12 protein-coding genes are annotated in these 15,129 nt (G+C 71.7%); 8 read left to right on the top strand and 4 right to left on the bottom strand.

What is annotated here, in order from left to right; genetic code table 11:
* Window positions 1-34 precede the first annotated feature (34 nt).
* Entirely contained in the window at window positions 35-1,432 is a 1,398-nt protein-coding gene (locus ACWDRR_RS00130; RefSeq protein WP_449769878.1) for an extracellular solute-binding protein, read from the bottom strand.
* 138 nt (window positions 1,433-1,570) lie between these two features.
* The gene (locus ACWDRR_RS00125) at window positions 1,571-2,035 is read right to left on the bottom strand and encodes a C40 family peptidase (RefSeq protein WP_449769877.1); all 465 of its coding nucleotides are present in this window, start codon (window positions 2,033-2,035) and stop codon (window positions 1,571-1,573) included.
* A 163-nt stretch (window positions 2,036-2,198) separates the two neighbouring features.
* Here ACWDRR_RS00125 and ACWDRR_RS00120 point away from each other — a divergent pair, with 163 nt between their 5' ends.
* From ACWDRR_RS00120 to meaB, 3 genes are read left to right on the top strand one after another with little or no spacing between them, the layout of a single operon-like run.
* Window positions 2,199-4,106, top strand: a complete 1,908-nt coding sequence (locus ACWDRR_RS00120) for a methylmalonyl-CoA mutase subunit beta (protein WP_449769876.1) — start codon at window positions 2,199-2,201, stop codon at window positions 4,104-4,106.
* Window positions 4,106-6,310, top strand: a complete 2,205-nt coding sequence (gene scpA, locus ACWDRR_RS00115; protein WP_449769875.1) for a methylmalonyl-CoA mutase — start codon at window positions 4,106-4,108, stop codon at window positions 6,308-6,310. The genes ACWDRR_RS00120 and scpA overlap by 1 nt, the downstream gene beginning before the upstream one ends.
* 12 nt (window positions 6,311-6,322) lie before the next feature.
* Window positions 6,323-7,318 (top strand): methylmalonyl Co-A mutase-associated GTPase MeaB, encoded by a 996-nt coding sequence (gene meaB, locus ACWDRR_RS00110; RefSeq protein WP_449769874.1) that lies wholly within the window; start codon window positions 6,323-6,325, stop codon window positions 7,316-7,318.
* Between the two features lie 112 nt (window positions 7,319-7,430).
* Here meaB and ACWDRR_RS00105 read toward each other — a convergent pair whose 3' ends face one another.
* The gene (locus tag ACWDRR_RS00105) at window positions 7,431-7,910 is read right to left on the bottom strand and encodes an ATP-binding protein (RefSeq protein WP_449769873.1); all 480 of its coding nucleotides are present in this window, start codon (window positions 7,908-7,910) and stop codon (window positions 7,431-7,433) included.
* Window positions 7,911-8,151: 241 nt separating this feature from the next.
* On the opposite strand from ACWDRR_RS00105, the gene ACWDRR_RS00100 reads away from it, so the two are divergent.
* The 3 genes from ACWDRR_RS00100 to ACWDRR_RS00090 all read left to right on the top strand — a co-directional run bounded on the left by ACWDRR_RS00100 (window position 8,152) and on the right by ACWDRR_RS00090 (window position 10,629).
* The gene (locus ACWDRR_RS00100) at window positions 8,152-8,478 is read left to right on the top strand and encodes a putative quinol monooxygenase (RefSeq protein ID WP_449769872.1); all 327 of its coding nucleotides are present in this window, start codon (window positions 8,152-8,154) and stop codon (window positions 8,476-8,478) included.
* A complete protein-coding gene (locus ACWDRR_RS00095) occupies window positions 8,475-9,713 on the top strand; it encodes a helix-turn-helix domain-containing protein (RefSeq protein ID WP_449769871.1) in 1,239 nt (412 codons plus the stop codon). The genes ACWDRR_RS00100 and ACWDRR_RS00095 overlap by 4 nt, the downstream gene beginning before the upstream one ends.
* Before the next feature lie 205 nt (window positions 9,714-9,918).
* A complete protein-coding gene (locus tag ACWDRR_RS00090; protein WP_449769870.1) occupies window positions 9,919-10,629 on the top strand; it encodes a creatininase family protein in 711 nt (236 codons plus the stop codon).
* 132 nt (window positions 10,630-10,761) lie between these two features.
* On the opposite strand, the gene ACWDRR_RS00085 is transcribed toward ACWDRR_RS00090, so the two are convergent.
* Window positions 10,762-11,364: a superoxide dismutase gene (locus ACWDRR_RS00085; protein WP_449769869.1), complete on the bottom strand. Its 603-nt coding sequence runs from the start codon at window positions 11,362-11,364 to the stop codon at window positions 10,762-10,764.
* Between the two features lie 161 nt (window positions 11,365-11,525).
* On the opposite strand from ACWDRR_RS00085, the gene tsaD reads away from it, so the two are divergent.
* Both tsaD and ACWDRR_RS00075 read left to right on the top strand, forming a co-directional pair.
* Window positions 11,526-12,593, top strand: a complete 1,068-nt coding sequence (tsaD, locus tag ACWDRR_RS00080) for a tRNA (adenosine(37)-N6)-threonylcarbamoyltransferase complex transferase subunit TsaD (RefSeq protein WP_449769868.1) — start codon at window positions 11,526-11,528, stop codon at window positions 12,591-12,593.
* Window positions 12,594-12,812: 219 nt separating this feature from the next.
* Window positions 12,813-15,092 (top strand): collagenase, encoded by a 2,280-nt coding sequence (locus ACWDRR_RS00075; RefSeq protein ID WP_449769867.1) that lies wholly within the window; start codon window positions 12,813-12,815, stop codon window positions 15,090-15,092.
* Window positions 15,093-15,129 lie beyond the last annotated feature (37 nt).

Here is a 15,129-nt window from a genome sequence, read left to right as displayed (position 1 = left end):
CGGGGCCGCGGGCCGGGGCCGGCCCGGCCGCCGTCTACTGGAGGCTGGCCAGCACCTGGTTGACCTGGGTCTCCGCGTCGGCCAGCAGCTTGGCGACGTCGGCGCCCCGGTCCGTCAGCACGGCGGACATCGCGTTGTCGAGCACCTTGTAGATCTGCTGCGCGTGCGCCGGCTCGGTGCGGCCCGGCACCGACGCGGCGAGGTAGGGCGCGTAGTTCTGCACGGGGACGGTGGCGCTGGCGGCCTTGGCGCGGTTGTCCTGCTCCAGCGAGGCGCCGGTGAAGAAGAAGGGCTGCGGCAGGCCGACCGGCAGGCCGTCCGCCTTCGTCCGGGCGTAGTCGAACTGGCCCTTGCCCTGGGTGAGGAACTTGAAGTTGATCCAGGCGATGCCCGCCTTGATCTGGTCCGGGCTGGAGCCCTTCTTGATCATGTAGTCGTTGCCGCCGAGCAGCGCCGCCTTGCCGCCGGGCATCGGACCCATGCCGTAGTCCGCGTAGTCGCCCTTGAGGGTCTGCACCATGTAGGTGATGTCGTCGGGGGCGCCGATGTACATCCCGAGCCGGTCGGTGGACATCCGGGTCATCAGGTCGGGCCACTTGAGGCCCTGTGCCGAGCCCATCGAGTCGTCCGTCCAGCGCATGTCGTACAGGGACTGCAGCACCTGCCGGCCCTCGGCGGTGTTGAACGCGGCCTTCCGGCCGTCGTCGCCGACCATCCGGCCGCCCAGGCCGTACAGCTCCGCGGTGAAGTGCCAGCCGCCCTGGTTGGTCGCGCTGTACTCCCCGTACCCGTTGATCCCGTTGCCGAGGGCGGCGATCCGCTTCGCGGCCTCACGGATCTCCGGCCAGGTCGTCGGCGGCTTGTCCGGGTCCAGCCCGGCCTGCTTGAACAGCTTGCGGTTGTAGAGCAGGCCCATCTTGTAGTTCGAGGTGGGCAGCCCGTAGAGCTTGTCGCCGTCCTTCAGCGTGGCGAGCACCGAGGGGTCGATGTCCTTGAGCGCCGGGACGGTCGTCTCGTTGACGTAGGCGGAGATGTCCTCGGCGGCGCCCGCGTCCAGCACCTGGTCGAGGTCGGTGAAGTAGGTGTAGAAGACGTCGGTCTGGGTCTTGCCCTTGAGCTGGGCGGTGAACGGCGCCGGCTCCTCGCAGGGCGAGGCGTCCTTGCTGGTGATCGTGACGTTCGGGTAGCGCTGGTGGAACGCCTCGATGTCCTCGGCCCACTGCTTGCGCTCGGCGGCCTTGGTGACCGGGGGCTGGCAGTCGACGCTGACGGTCGTCTTCACGCTCGGGTCCAGGGTCGCGCCTGCGCCGCCCTCCGGCGCCGTGCCACCCGTGCCGGCGCCGCCCGAACTACCGCACGCGGCAAGGGAGAAGGCCAGTCCTGCGACCAGTGCGACGGCTGCGGATCTCCGGCGGAGCCCGGTTCTGTTCATGGCGGAGGGACCCTTCTGCAGGCATGGGTGCTGGGGGCCGCGGTGCGCGCCCGGCGGCTCCGCCACTTAACCACCGCGCAACAGATGACCACAAGATGTCGACAGAGCTTTGCAAGAAATCGACTGCGTGACGTCAGATCAACACCAGCCCCCTCCATGCCGAACGCCCCCGGCGGGGACCGGGGGCGTTCGGCACAAGGGGTCGGGCGGACCGGCGGCGGCCTGCGGGCGGACGGCGCCGACGTACGGCACCGCGTCGATCGCCGGCACCTCGACGTTCGTGCCGGTGCGCGGGGCGTGGATCATCGTGCCGCCGCCGATGTGGGGGCCGACGTGGTGGATGTCCGGATGGAAGAAGACCAGGTCGCCGGGCTGGAGGTCGCCGCGCGCGATCCGCCGGCCGGCCTTCCACCGGTCCTGGGAGACCCGGGGCAGCTCGACGTCGGCGGCCCGCCGGGCCGCGCCGGTCCGCCCGGAGCAGTCGTACCCGGCGGGCCCGGTGGCGCTCCCGGACGTACGGCTCGCCGAGCTGCGCGCAGGCGAACTGCACGGCGGCCGCGGCCCGACCGGTGGCCGGGCCGTCGCAGGCGGGTCCGCACCCACCCGCGGCCCGCCCCCCGCCCGCGGACTGTCCACTCCCTGAGAACCGCCGGACCGGGTTCCGGCCGCGGCCGACCCCTCTGAAGTGCGACGAAGGGCAAAGCGAGGGCAAGGTCACACCCTCCGCCTCTGCTGCGCCCGTGCGAACGGGCGCTAACCTGCGGGCATGACGGTCCCGCCCGAAGGGCTTCCCCTGGCCGCCGAATTCCCGGCCGCACACCGCGAGAAGTGGCAGCACCTCGTCGAGAGCGTGCTGCGAAAGTCGGGTGCGCAGCCCGCCGACGGCGCAGCGGCCGAGCAGGCGCTCACCACCGCACTCCAGGACGGGCTGCGCGCCCGCCCGCTGTACACCGCCGAGGACGCCTCGGCCGAGCCCGGCTACCCCGGCTTCCCGCCGTTCGTCCGCGGCGGTCGGCCGCAGGGCAGTTCGGTGTCCGGCTGGGACGTCCGCCAGCGGCACGCCGACCCCGATCCGCGCCGCGCCAACGAGGCGGTCCTGGCCGATCTGGAGAACGGCGGCAGCTCGCTCTGGCTGGAGCTGGGCGGCGAGGCCCTGCCCGTCACGGCCCTGCCCGAGGCCCTGACCGGCGTCTACCTCGACCTGGCCGGCATCGTGCTCGACGCCGGCCCGGAATTCACCGAGGCCGCCGAGCAGTTGTTCAAGCTCTACGAGGAGCGCGAGATCTCCCCCGGCGCCGCCGCCGGCAACCTCGGCGCCGACCCGCTGGGCCTGGAGGCCCGCACCGGCCGGGCCGGGCGCACCGAGGCACTGCTCGTCGACGCCGCCGCCCTCGCGGCCCGCTGCGCCGAGGGCTTCCCGGGCCTGCGGGCCCTCGTCGTCGACGCCCTGCCGTACCACGAGGCCGGCGCCTCCCCCGCGCAGGAGCTCGGCTGCTCCCTCGCCACCGGCGTCGCCTACCTGCGCGCGCTGACCGGGGCCGGACTGTCCGTCGACGCCGCGCTCGGCCAGCTGGAGTTCCGCTACGCGGCCGACGCCGACCAGTTCCTGACGATCGCGAAGTTCCGTGCCGCCCGCCGGCTCTGGGCCCGGGTGGCCGAGGTGTCGGGGGCCGCACCGGAGGCCTCGGCGCAGCGTCAGCACGCCGTCACCTCCGCCGTGATGATGACCGAGCGCGACCCGTGGGTGAACATGCTGCGCACCACGGTGGCCTGCCTGGCCGCCGGGGTCGGCGGCGCGGACGCGGTGAGCGTCCAGCCGTTCGACAGCGCGGTCGGCCTGTCCGACGCCTTCGCCCGCCGGATCGCCCGCAACACCCAGTCGATCCTGCTGGAGGAGTCGCACCTGGCCCGGGTCGTCGACCCGGCCGGCGGCTCCTGGTACGTGGAGCAGCTGACCGAGGAGCTCGCGCACGCCGCCTGGGCCTGGTTCCAGGAGATCGAGCGGGCCGGCGGCCAGCGGGCCGCACTGGGCTCCGGCCTGGTCGGCGAGCGGATCGCCGCCACCTGGGCGGAGCGCTCGGTGGCGCTCGCCAAGCGGCGCGAACCCATCACCGGTGTCAGCGAGTTCCCGAACCTCAACGAGCCGCCGCTGGTCCGCGCACCGGCTCCGGCCGGGCCCTCCGGCGGGCTGCCGCGGGTGCGCCGCGCCGACGCGTACGAGGCGCTGCGCGCCCGCTCGGACGCCCGGCTGGCCGCCACCGGGGCCCGCCCGGCGCTCTTCCTGGCCTCCCTCGGGACGGCCGCCGCGCACACCGCGCGGACCACCTTCGCGGCCAACCTGTTCCAGGCCGGCGGCATCGCGACCACCGGCGTCGAGGCCGCGGTGGCCGAGCCGGGCGTCCCGGCCAGGGTCGCCGAGGCGTTCGCCGCCTCCGGCGCCCGGGTCGCCTGCCTGTGCTCCAGCGACCAGCTGTACGGCGAGCACGCCGAGGCCGTGGCCGCGGCGCTCAAGGCCGCCGGCGCCCGGCGGGTACTGCTGGCCGGCCGGCCCGGCGAGCAGCGCGAGGCGTACGAGCGGGCGGGCGTGGACGGGTTCGTCTTCGCGGGCGGCGACGCCGTCGCGGTCCTGTCCTCGCTCCTGGACGAGATCACCGACGAAAGCGGAGTGGCGTGATGATCCCCGACTTCACCGGAATCGGGCTGGACGGGGACGGCCGAGCGGACGTCACCGGCGAGCAGTGGCGCACCGCCTGGCGGCAGAGCACCGGCAAGGACGTCGACGAGCTGCTCTGGGAGACCCCCGAGGGCATCGGCGTCAAGCCGCTCTACACCGCGGACGACCTGGCGGGCCTGGACTTCCTGGGCACCTACCCCGGCATCGCCCCGTACCTGCGCGGCCCGTACCCGACGATGTACGTCAACCAGCCGTGGACGGTCCGGCAGTACGCCGGCTTCTCCACCGCGGAGGAGTCCAACGCCTTCTACCGCCGCAACCTGGCGGCCGGTCAGAAGGGCCTCTCGGTCGCCTTCGACCTGCCGACGCACCGCGGCTACGACAGCGACCACCCGCGGGTCACCGGCGACGTCGGCATGGCCGGCGTGGCGATCGACTCCATCTACGACATGCGCCAGCTCTTCGACGGCATCCCGCTGGACAAGATGTCCGTGTCGATGACCATGAACGGCGCGGTGCTGCCCGTGCTGGCGCTGTACATCGTGGCGGCCGAGGAGCAGGGGGTGCCGCCCGAGAAGCTGGCGGGGACCATCCAGAACGACATCCTCAAGGAGTTCATGGTCCGCAACACCTACATCTACCCGCCGCAGCCGTCGATGCGGATCATCTCGGACATCTTCGCGTACACCTCGCAGAAGATGCCGCGATACAACTCGATCTCCATCTCCGGCTACCACATCCAGGAGGCCGGGGCCACCGCCGACCTGGAGCTGGCCTACACCCTGGCCGACGGCGTGGAGTACCTGCGGGCGGGCCTGGACGTCGGGCTGGACGTGGACGCCTTCGCGCCGCGCCTGTCGTTCTTCTGGGCGATCGGCATGAACTTCTTCATGGAGGTCGCCAAGCTGCGCGCGGCCCGGCTGCTCTGGGCCAAGCTGGTCAAGCAGTTCGACCCGAAGAACGCCAAGTCGCTGTCGCTGCGCACCCATTCGCAGACCTCCGGCTGGTCGCTCACCGCGCAGGACGTGTTCAACAACGTCACCCGGACCTGCGTGGAGGCGATGGCGGCCACCCAGGGCCACACCCAGTCGCTGCACACCAACGCCCTCGACGAGGCGCTGGCGCTGCCGACCGACTTCTCCGCCCGGATCGCCCGCAACACCCAGCTGCTGCTCCAGCAGGAGTCCGGCACCTGCCGCTCGATCGACCCGTGGGGCGGCTCCGCGTACGTCGAGAAGCTCACCCACGACCTCGCCCGCCGCGCCTGGCAGCACATCCAGGAGGTGGAGGCGGCCGGCGGCATGGCCAAGGCCATCGACGCGGGCATCCCCAAGCTGCGCGTGGAGGAGGCCGCCGCCCGCACCCAGGCCCGGATCGACTCCGGCCGCCAGCCGGTGATCGGCGTCAACAAGTACCGGGTGGACAGCGACGAGCAGATCGACGTGCTCAAGGTCGACAACTCCTCGGTGCGGACCCGCCAGATCGAGAAGCTGCGCCGGCTGCGCGACGAGCGCGACGAGGCCGCCACCCAGGCCGCCCTGCACGCCCTCACCCGGGCCGCCGAGGCCGGCCCGCAGCGCGACGGCGGCCTGGACGGCAACCTGCTCGCGCTCGCCGTCGACGCGGCCCGCGCCAAGGCCACCGTCGGCGAGATCTCGGACGCCCTGGAGAAGGTGTACGGCCGCCACTCCGGCCAGATCCGTACCATCTCGGGTGTGTACCGAGACGAAGCCGGGCCGTCGGCCCCCCTCCAGCGCACCCGCGACCTGGTCGAGCGTTTCGAGCAGGCCGAGGGCCGGCGCCCGCGCATCCTGGTCGCCAAGATGGGCCAGGACGGCCACGACCGCGGCCAGAAGGTGATCGCCACCGCCTTCGCCGACCTCGGCTTCACCGTCGACGTCGGCCCGCTGTTCCAGACCCCGGCGGAGGTCGCCCGCCAGGCCGTCGAGGCGGACGTGCACATCGTCGGCGTCTCCTCGCTGGCCGCCGGCCACCTCACCCTGGTGCCGGCCCTGCGCGCCGAACTGGCCGAGGCCGGCCGGGAGGACATCACCATCGTGGTCGGCGGGGTCATCCCCCCGGGCGACTTCGACGCCCTCTACGAGGCGGGGGCGGCAGCCGTCTTCCCGCCCGGCACGGTGATCCCGGAGGCCGCCTTCGACCTGCTGAAGTCGCTCGCCGCCGACCTCGGCCACGACCTGTGAGCCGCTGAACCGATGCCGCCCCGGACGATCGACCTCGACCAGTACGCCCAGGGGGTGCGGGACGGCTCGCGCGCGTACATCGCGCGGGCCATCACCCTCGTGGAGTCCACCCGGCCCGACCACCGCGCGCTGGCGCAGCAGTTGCTCACCATGCTGCTGCCGCACGCGGGCGGGGCGGTCCGGGTGGGCATCACCGGCGTCCCCGGTGTCGGCAAGTCGACCTTCATCGACGCCTTCGGCACCCGGCTCACCGGCCTCGGCCACAAGGTCGCGGTGCTCGCCGTCGACCCGACGTCCAGCCGGACCGGCGGCTCCATCCTGGGCGACAAGACCCGGATGGAGCGCCTCGCCGTCGACCCCGACGCCTTCGTCCGCCCCTCCCCCACCTCCGGCACGCTCGGCGGGGTGGCCCGGGCCACCCGCGAGTCGATGGTGGTGATGGAGGCCGCCGGCTACGACGTCGTACTGATCGAGACGGTCGGCGTCGGCCAGTCGGAGACCGCGGTCGCGGGCATGGTGGACTCCTTCCTGCTGCTCAGCCTGGCCCGCACCGGGGACCAGCTCCAGGGCATCAAGAAGGGCGTGCTGGAGCTCGCCGACGTGATCGCGGTCAACAAGGCGGACGGCCCGCACGAGACGGACGCGAAGGCCGCCGCCCGCGAACTCGCGGGTGCGCTCCGGCTGTTGCAGCCCCCGGACGCCCCCTGGACACCGCCGGTGCTCACCTGCAGCGGCCGCGACGGCACCGGGCTCGACGTGTTGTGGGAGCGGCTCCAGCAGCACCGCAAGGTCCTCGACGCGACCGGCGCGCTGGAGGCCCGCCGCCGCGACCAGCAGGTCGAGTGGACCTGGGCGATGGTCCACGACCAGCTCTTCTCCCGCCTCCACGAGCACCCCGAGGTCCGCCGCCTCGCCCCCACCCTGGAACACCGGGTCCGCGAGGGCACCGTCCCGGCGAGCCTGGCGGCCCAGCAGATCCTGGACGCCTTCTTCGGCACCTCGCCCTAACGATCACGGCCGGCCGCGAACCCGGTCATCACCGCGGCGGAGAAGAACAGCCACCACGCGAGGCGCACGACGGTCGCCCGGTCGAGACCCACCAAGCAGAGGAGCGGGGGCACTACGCCACCTCGCGCAGAGCTCGGAGGTCGCGCGCCGTGCCCCACCCGTGGGTGGGGCACGGCGGTTCACCGGTCTCCGGAAACTCGAACCACACAACCTTGCCGCCCCCCACCGGCTGCCATCCCCAGGCGTGCGCCAGCGCCTCCACCAGCAACAGTCCACGCCCGCCGCACGATTCGGCCTCGCGCTCCCGCCGCGGGAGTTCCGGACAACGGTCGGCGACCTCCACCCGCAACCGTCCGGCCCGGCGCCGGACGGTCACCTCGCAGCGCTGCTCGGTGTGCACCAGCGCGTTGGCGATCACCTCACTCGCACACAGCTCCACCTCTTGAAGCGCGTCGACCGAGAGCAGCACGCCCCAGTCCCGCACGATCGCCATCACCATCCGCCGCGCCACCGGCACCGCCTCCACCCCGGGCGGCGCACCCCACTCCAACGGAACCGGGAACCGTGCGGTGCTGAGCGGACTGACGGTCATGTTCCACCTCATTGCTCCTCCATCGCTTCAGGTGGGCTTGAGGGCGTCATCGGCTCTCAGGCCCACCCACGAGGCAGCGGCCGCCCGTGGACGGCAGCGGAAGGGATGCCACTCGTAGCACTCCGCCACGGTGACACCACTTAAAGTAGTCGCAGAGAATCTGCGAGTCAAGGAGTTCTGTTACTCGCAGTTCTTCATCGACTCGTGCGAGACTCGATCCTCCAGCCGGAAGGGGAGAGCTATGGGATTCGGTCTTGTTGTGCGCTTCGTCGCCCGCGACGCGGTAGCGGCCCGTGCCTTCGACGAACTGGCGAGGGAGGCGCTCGAAGGAATCCGTTCCGAGGAGCCCGGCACCCTCGTCTACGTCAATCACGCCGTACCGGACGAGCCGCACGTGCGAGTCTTCTACGAGCTGTACGCGGACCGGGAAGCGTTCGAGGAGCACGAACGCCAGCCCCACACCCGCCGGTTCCTGGCCGAACGCGGCCAGTACCTCGAATCGTTCGACGTCACGTTCCTGGACGAGATCGCCGGCAAGGGCTCGTCCGGCGACCGGGCCGCCCGGTGAACCCCGATGAGCAGCGGGCGTTCGGCGCCCGGGTCGCCCAGCTCCGCAAGAGTCGCGGCATGAGGCAGGATCAGCTCGCCGCCGCCATCAGTCGAACCGCCAGTTGGGTGTCTCAGGTCGAGCGTGGCGTTCAACCGGTGGTCCGCCTCGACGTACTCCAGCTGCTGGCCAACGGCCTCGGCGTGTCCATTCAGACGCTGCGGCCCGACGCACCGTCACCCGGGGTGCCCGCGCACTCGACCGCGGACCGGCCCAACGACCTCGACCTGGCGCGGCAGTCGCTCTCGGGGCATCCCGCTCTCGATGCGCTGCTCGACGACAGCTCCCCGGCAGAGACTCCCGACCTCACCGAGCTGACCGCTGCCGTCGAAGAACTCTGGCACCTGACGCACAGCGCGCGATTCGCCGAGTTGAGCACGGCCATGGCCGATGTCCTGCCACGGCTGGAGCGGGCAGCACGGACCTCTGCTCTGGACGAACGCCCCGAGATCCATCTCCTCCTCACCCAGGCCTACCAGGCTGTCGCAGCCGCCTTCGTCCGCCAGGACGAAGGCGACGCGGCATGGGTGGCCGCAGATCGAGCCGTCCGAGCGGCCGAACAGTCCGGGCACCACCTGTACGTCTTTGCCGGCATCTACCGGCTGGCACACGCGTTCGTCCGGCTTCAACGACTCGACCAGGCAGAACACGCAGCCGGGAGCGCGGCGGCCGTCCTACGGCGCTACGCCTCGACAACCAGCCCGTCGCCGGAGGCACTTTCCGTACTCGGCGCACTCCACCTGGTTCTCGCGTTGGCCGCCGCCCGCGCCGGCCAACGCGACAAGGCACGGAACGAACTCGGCACCGCCCGCGAGATCGCGGCCCGACTCGGCGAGGACCGCAACGACTTCAATCTGGAGTTCGGCCCCACCAATGTGGAGATCCAGGCCGTCTCGACGGCGGTCGACCTCGGCGACGCGGGCGAGGCCCTGGACCTTGGCCACCGAATCGACGCCGGGCAGCTCTCGTCCGAGCGGAGGTCCAGGCTACTGATCGACCTCGGGAGGGCCCACGCTCAGAGGCGTCAGCTCGGGGAGGCCCTCGAATGCCTCCTGCGTGCCGAGGAGCTGGCACCCGAGAGCGTCCGGTCCCACGTGGCGGCCCGGGCGACGATCCGTGAACTCATCCTCATCGCAGGTCGAAGCGCACCACCGGAGCTGGCGAAACTCGCCAAGCGCGCGAACGCCGCGGGGTGATGGAGCGAGGCTCGAAATCACCAGTACCGGGGTGCCGTGGCCGGAGGGCGCCCGCAGATGAACCGGGCCCGTCCCCGGACCGCGTGCGGTCCGGGGACGGCCCGTCCCCGCGTCCCGTCCCGACGCCCGCACCGCCGCCCCCGAGACGCTGGAGCACCACGGCGGCCGCTCGACCATTCCCGGCCTGGTGGGAGAGGCTGAGTCCATGGACGCACTGATCACGGCCGCCACCTCCGCCGATGAAGGCCGGCGTGGCGCAAGAATCGCCGTGCTGCCGGTCGGCAGCTTCGAGCAGCACGGCGCCCACCTGCCGTTGGCCACCGACACCGTGGTCGCCGGCCTGATCGCCCAACGCATCGCCGCCGACTACGACCTGTTCCTCCTGCCGCCCGTCACCCTCTCCTGCTCGCACGAGCACGCCCACATGCCCGGCACCGTGAGCATCAGCGCTGCCACCCTGTACGCCGTGGTCAACGACATCTGGAAGTCCCTCCAGGCGTCCGGTGTCCCCGGTCTGCTCATCGTCAACGGCCACGGCGGGAATTACGTCCTCTCCAACGTCGTCCAAGAGGCCAACGTCACCGGCCCGCGCGTCGCCCTCTTTCCCGTCCGCGAGGACTGGCACCAGGCCCGCACCGAGGCCGGTCTCGAGAGCAGTGGCGCCGAGGACATGCACGGTGGCGAGCTCGAAGTCTCCCTCCTCCTCCACGGAGCCCCGCACCTGATCCGCGACGGCTTCGAGCAGGACGACCACTCCGTCCCCGAGCGACCTCATCTCCTCACCCTCGGCATGGCCGGCTACACCCGGAACGGAATCATCGGCAGCCCTTCGCTCGGTTCGGCCTCGAAGGGAAAGGCGGTCCTGGACAGCTTGTCGCGGTCGGCAGCCGCTCATCTGACGCTTCTCGCCGGATGACATTGCCGGGCGCGCACCACCGCGGGGCCGCTGGGGTGTCCCTCAGCGGCCCCGCAGCATTCAAGAACGGCAAGAAGGAGGTCCCCGCCTTGGTGGCGGGGACCTCCTTCCCCTACCTCACAGGGTTCGAGCTCAGACGGCGCTGGCCGCCGCGAAGCGCTGCGAGACGTCCTGCCAGTTGACGACGTCCCAGAGCTTGGTGACGTAGTCCGGGCGGACGTTGCGGTACTGCAGGTAGTACGCGTGCTCCCAGGCGTCGAAGGCCAGCAGCGGGGTGGTGCCCTGGCCGACGTTGCCGTGGTGGTCGTAGACCTGCTCGACGATCAGGCGCTTGCCCAGCGGCTCCCAGGAGAGGATGCCCCAGCCGGAGCCCTGGACGCCGGTGGTGGCGGTGGTGAGCTGCTTCTTGAACGCCTCGAAGCTGCCGAAGTGCTCGGTGATCGCGTCGGCGAGCTCACCCTCGGGGCGGTCGCCGCCCTCCGGCGAGAGGTTCTCCCAGAAGAGGGAGTGCAGCACATGGCCGGACAGGTGGAAGGCGAAGGTCTTCTGCAGGCCCACCAGGCCGCCGAGCTGGTCCTTGTCGCGCGCCTCGGCGAGCTGCTCCAGGGTGTCGTTGGCGCCCTTGACGTACGCCGCGTGGTGCTTCGAGTGGTGCAGCTCCAGGATCTCGGCGGACATCGCCCGCTCGAGCGCGGAGTAGTCGTACGGCAGGTCGGGAAGCGTGTAGGTGCCCATCAGGACACGGCCCCTTTCAGCGAGTTCAACGGTGATGATCGTGCCGGGACAACACTATTGCGTATGGGTTGCAGGAACGAAGCATGGGCTCCTGCGTATTCCCCGTGTGCCGTCGTGCACAATGGACGCGCAGATGTAATGAGCGACAAGGGTGAGTGACCATGACCGGATCGCCGGTGGTGCTGGGGATCGAATCGTCCTGCGACGAGACCGGCGCCGGGCTCGTGCAGGACGGGCGGCTGCTCGGTCAGGCGGTGGCCTCCAGCATGGACGAGCACGCCCGCTTCGGCGGCGTGGTCCCGGAGATCGCCGCCCGCGCGCACGTGCACGCGATGGCACCGGTGGTCCAGGAGGCGCTGGACCGGGCCGGGCTGACCCTCTCCGACGTCGGCGCCGTCGCCGTCACCGCCGGGCCCGGGCTCTCCGGAGCGCTCCAGGTCGGGGTGGCCGCCGCCAAGGGATACGCCTTCTCGCTCGGCGTCCCGCTCTACGGGGTGCACCACCTGGCCGGGCACGTCGCCGCCGCGACCCTGGACGGCGGCCCGCTGCCGAACCCCTGCGTGGTGCTGATCGTCTCCGGCGGGCACACCTCCCTCCTGCTGGTCCGCGACCTCGCCCGCGACCCGATCGTCCACCTCGGCGACACCCTGGACGACGCGGCCGGCGAGTGCTTCGACAAGGTCGCCCGGATCCTGCACCTCCCCTACCCCGGCGGGCCCGCGATCGACCGCGCCGCCCGCGACGGCGACCCGAAGGCCGTCCGCCTGCCGCGCCCCCTCAGCGGCCCCAACGACCCCCCGTACTCCTTCTCCTTCTCGGGCCTCAAGACCGCCGCCGCCCGCTGGGTCGAGGCCCAACGCGCCACCGGCACCGAGCCGAACGTCCCCGACGCCGCCGCCGCGCTCCAGGAGGCGATCGCCGACACCCTCACCCGCAAGGCCGTCCGCGCCTGCACCGACCACGGCATCACCACCCTGGTCGTGGTCGGCGGCGTCGCCGCCAACTCCCGCGTCCGCGCACTGGCCGAGCGGCGCTGCGCCTCGGCCGGGATCACCCTGCGGGTGCCACCGCTGCGGCTGTGCACCGACAACGGCGCGATGGTCGCGGCCATCGGCGACCTGCTGGTCCGGGCGGGCGCCGAGCCGGCACCGGCCGACCTGTCGATCGACCCGTCGGCGCCGCTGGAGTTCGCGGCGCTCACACCGCTCGCCGCAGCCCGGGCCGCCTGACCCCTCCCCGCCGCCGCTCCGTCCACCCCGGCGGCCTGACTGCGCTCTGACAACGTTTCGGTTGCGGCCGGGGACAATCCGGCCCGAGGCCTTCCCGACGCCGTGCGACATGTGCCATTTTACATGTCACACATCGAGCGGTCGCGTCCCCCAACAACGCGGCCCCGACGGCCCCGGAGGCCCCCACAGATGCGTCCCTTCCGGATATCCAAGGCCACCGTGCGCAGAGTGCCCGCGCTCGGCGCGGCCTTCTTCCTCGCGCTCGGCCTGTTCGCACCCCAGAGCTTCGCCGCCCCGGCCGGTGCGGCCGCTCCCGCGGCCAAGGCCGGCACCGGAACCGCCTCGGCGCCCGCGCCCAGGGCGATCCCGGTGCCCAAGTCCCCCGACGCGAGCATCGGCGACCGCCCGCTCGCCTCCGCGAGCGCCGGCAAGGAGACCGCCACGAAGGCGGCCCCGCAGCTCCCTCCGGCCGACGCCAAGACCGCCAAGCAGTTCTCCGCGGCCCCGGCGGCCGTCGACTGCAACCTCTCCGGGGTGATCGGCGCCTCGGGCAGCGCGCTGGTCCAGCAGCTCAAGGCGCTCCCCGACGTCACCTGCACCTACCCGCTGTTCGAGCTCACCGGGACCAACGCCGGAACGGTCTTCCGCGAGGCCCAGATGGTGACCGTCGCCGACGCCCTGCGCGTCGCCTCGGCCACCTACAGCGGCGACAACCGCGCGGCCATCGGCCAGTTGGTGATGTTCCTCCGCGCCGGCTACTACGTGCAGGAGAACAACGCGGCCGCCGTCGGCAGCTACGGCGCCCCGCTGCAGACCGCGATCCGCGGCGCGCTGGACGCCTTCTACGCCGCCCCGCGCAGCCAGGACGTCACCGAGGCCAACGGCGCCACCCTCAACGAGGCCGTCACGCTGATCGACAGCGCCCACGAGAACGGCCGGTACGCCGGCGTCGTGAAGCGGCTGCTCGCCGGCTACAGCAGCAACTGGCCGAACGCGATGGTCACCGCCGTCCAGCACGCCGGATGGGTCATCGAAGGCGGATTCGACACGAAGCGGGCCGACACCGGTTTCGTCGCCGCCCTCCAGGCCGACCCGACCATCGCCACCGCCTGGGCCGGCTTCGTCACCCGCAACGCCGCCCAGATGGACGGCGGTGACGTGGTCACCAGCATCGGCATGATGCTCGGCAACCTGGTCGGGACCGACGCGCTGCGGGCCCAGGGCCGCCCGCTGGTCAAGGACCTGATCAACCGCTACCCGCTGGTCGGCGCCACCGGTCCGCTCACCATGAACCTGGTCTGGTTCGCCGAGAAGCAGGACAAGAACAACTGCTCCTACTACGGCACCTGCGACCTGCCGACCCGGCTCGTCCCGCTGGTGCTCACCGTCAACCACACCTGCAACGCCAACCTGCGGATCCGCGCGCAGGACATGACGGCCCAGCAGCTGGCCGACACCTGCACCAGCCTGGTCAACCAGGACGCCTTCTTCCACAAGGTCATCAAGGACAACGGGGCGATCCCCGGCGACCTGAACACCAACCTCGAGGTCGTCGCCTTCGACGACTACTACAACTACTCGCTGTACGCCTGGATCATGTACGGCATCGACGTCGACAACGGCGGCATGTACGAGGAGGGCAACCCGGCCAAGGTCGGCAACCAGGCCCGCTTCATCGCCCACGAGGCCGACTGGCTGCGCCCGACCTTCCAGATCTGGAACCTCAACCACGAGTACACCCACTACCTCGACGGCCGTTACAACATGGCCGGCGACTTCGACGCCGGCATGACCACGCCGACCATCTGGTGGGTCGAGGGCATCGCCGAGTACATCTCGTACAGCTACCGCAACGAGCGCTACGCCGCCGCCATCACCGAGGCCGGCAAGCAGACCTACAAGCTGAGCCAGCTCTTCGACACCACCTACGACAACGCCGACCAGACCCGGATCTACAACTGGGGCTACCTGGCGGTCCGTTACATGCTCCAGTCGCACCCGCAGGACGTCGACGCGCTGCTCACCAAGTACCGGGCCGGCGACTGGGCCGGCGCCCGCACCCTGCTGACCTCCACCATCGGCACCAAGTACGACGCCGACTTCGCGAGCTGGCTGACCGCCTGCGCGGCCGACAACTGCGGCACCCTGCCGCCCACCACCCAGGCCCCGCTCTGCACCGCCGGTGACACCCGCCAGTTCGACAAGAACTGCCGCCGGGACAACGTCGCGGCCACCACCGGCAACTACAGCTACAGCTTCCTGAACCTGCCCGCCGGCGTGAAGCAGCTGACCATCACCACCAACGGCGGTACCGGCAACGCCGACCTGTACTACGGCGGAAGCAGCTGGGCGACCACCGGCTCCTACCAGGCGAAGTCCACCAACGCCGGCAACAACGAGACGCTGACGATCACCAACCCGCCGGCCGGCTGGGTCTACTTCAGCCTCGCCGCCCAGCAGGGCTTCTCCGGCGTCACCGTCACCACCCAGTACCAGTAGGACGAACGGCTCGGCGGAGGGCTTCGCCGGGCCGCAG

The sequence above is a fragment of the Kitasatospora sp. NPDC003701 genome, assembly GCF_053587085.1.
This window is presented reverse-complemented; position numbering and strand designations above follow the sequence as displayed.

What these genes read in the sequence shown, in the direction of transcription:
- ACWDRR_RS00130 (WP_449769878.1), bottom strand. Translation starts at nt 1,432, where the DNA reads ATGAACAGAACCGGGCTCCGCCGGAGATCCGCAGCCGTCGCACTGGTC.
- ACWDRR_RS00120 (WP_449769876.1), top strand. Translation starts at nt 2,199, where the DNA reads ATGACGGTCCCGCCCGAAGGGCTTCCCCTGGCCGCCGAATTCCCGGCC.
- scpA (WP_449769875.1), top strand. Translation starts at nt 4,106, where the DNA reads ATGATCCCCGACTTCACCGGAATCGGGCTGGACGGGGACGGCCGAGCG.
- meaB (WP_449769874.1), top strand. Translation starts at nt 6,323, where the DNA reads ATGCCGCCCCGGACGATCGACCTCGACCAGTACGCCCAGGGGGTGCGG.
- ACWDRR_RS00105 (WP_449769873.1), bottom strand. Translation starts at nt 7,910, where the DNA reads ATGACCGTCAGTCCGCTCAGCACCGCACGGTTCCCGGTTCCGTTGGAG.
- ACWDRR_RS00100 (WP_449769872.1), top strand. Translation starts at nt 8,152, where the DNA reads ATGGGATTCGGTCTTGTTGTGCGCTTCGTCGCCCGCGACGCGGTAGCG.
- ACWDRR_RS00090 (WP_449769870.1), top strand. Translation starts at nt 9,919, where the DNA reads ATGGACGCACTGATCACGGCCGCCACCTCCGCCGATGAAGGCCGGCGT.
- ACWDRR_RS00085 (WP_449769869.1), bottom strand. Translation starts at nt 11,364, where the DNA reads ATGGGCACCTACACGCTTCCCGACCTGCCGTACGACTACTCCGCGCTC.
- tsaD (WP_449769868.1), top strand. Translation starts at nt 11,526, where the DNA reads ATGACCGGATCGCCGGTGGTGCTGGGGATCGAATCGTCCTGCGACGAG.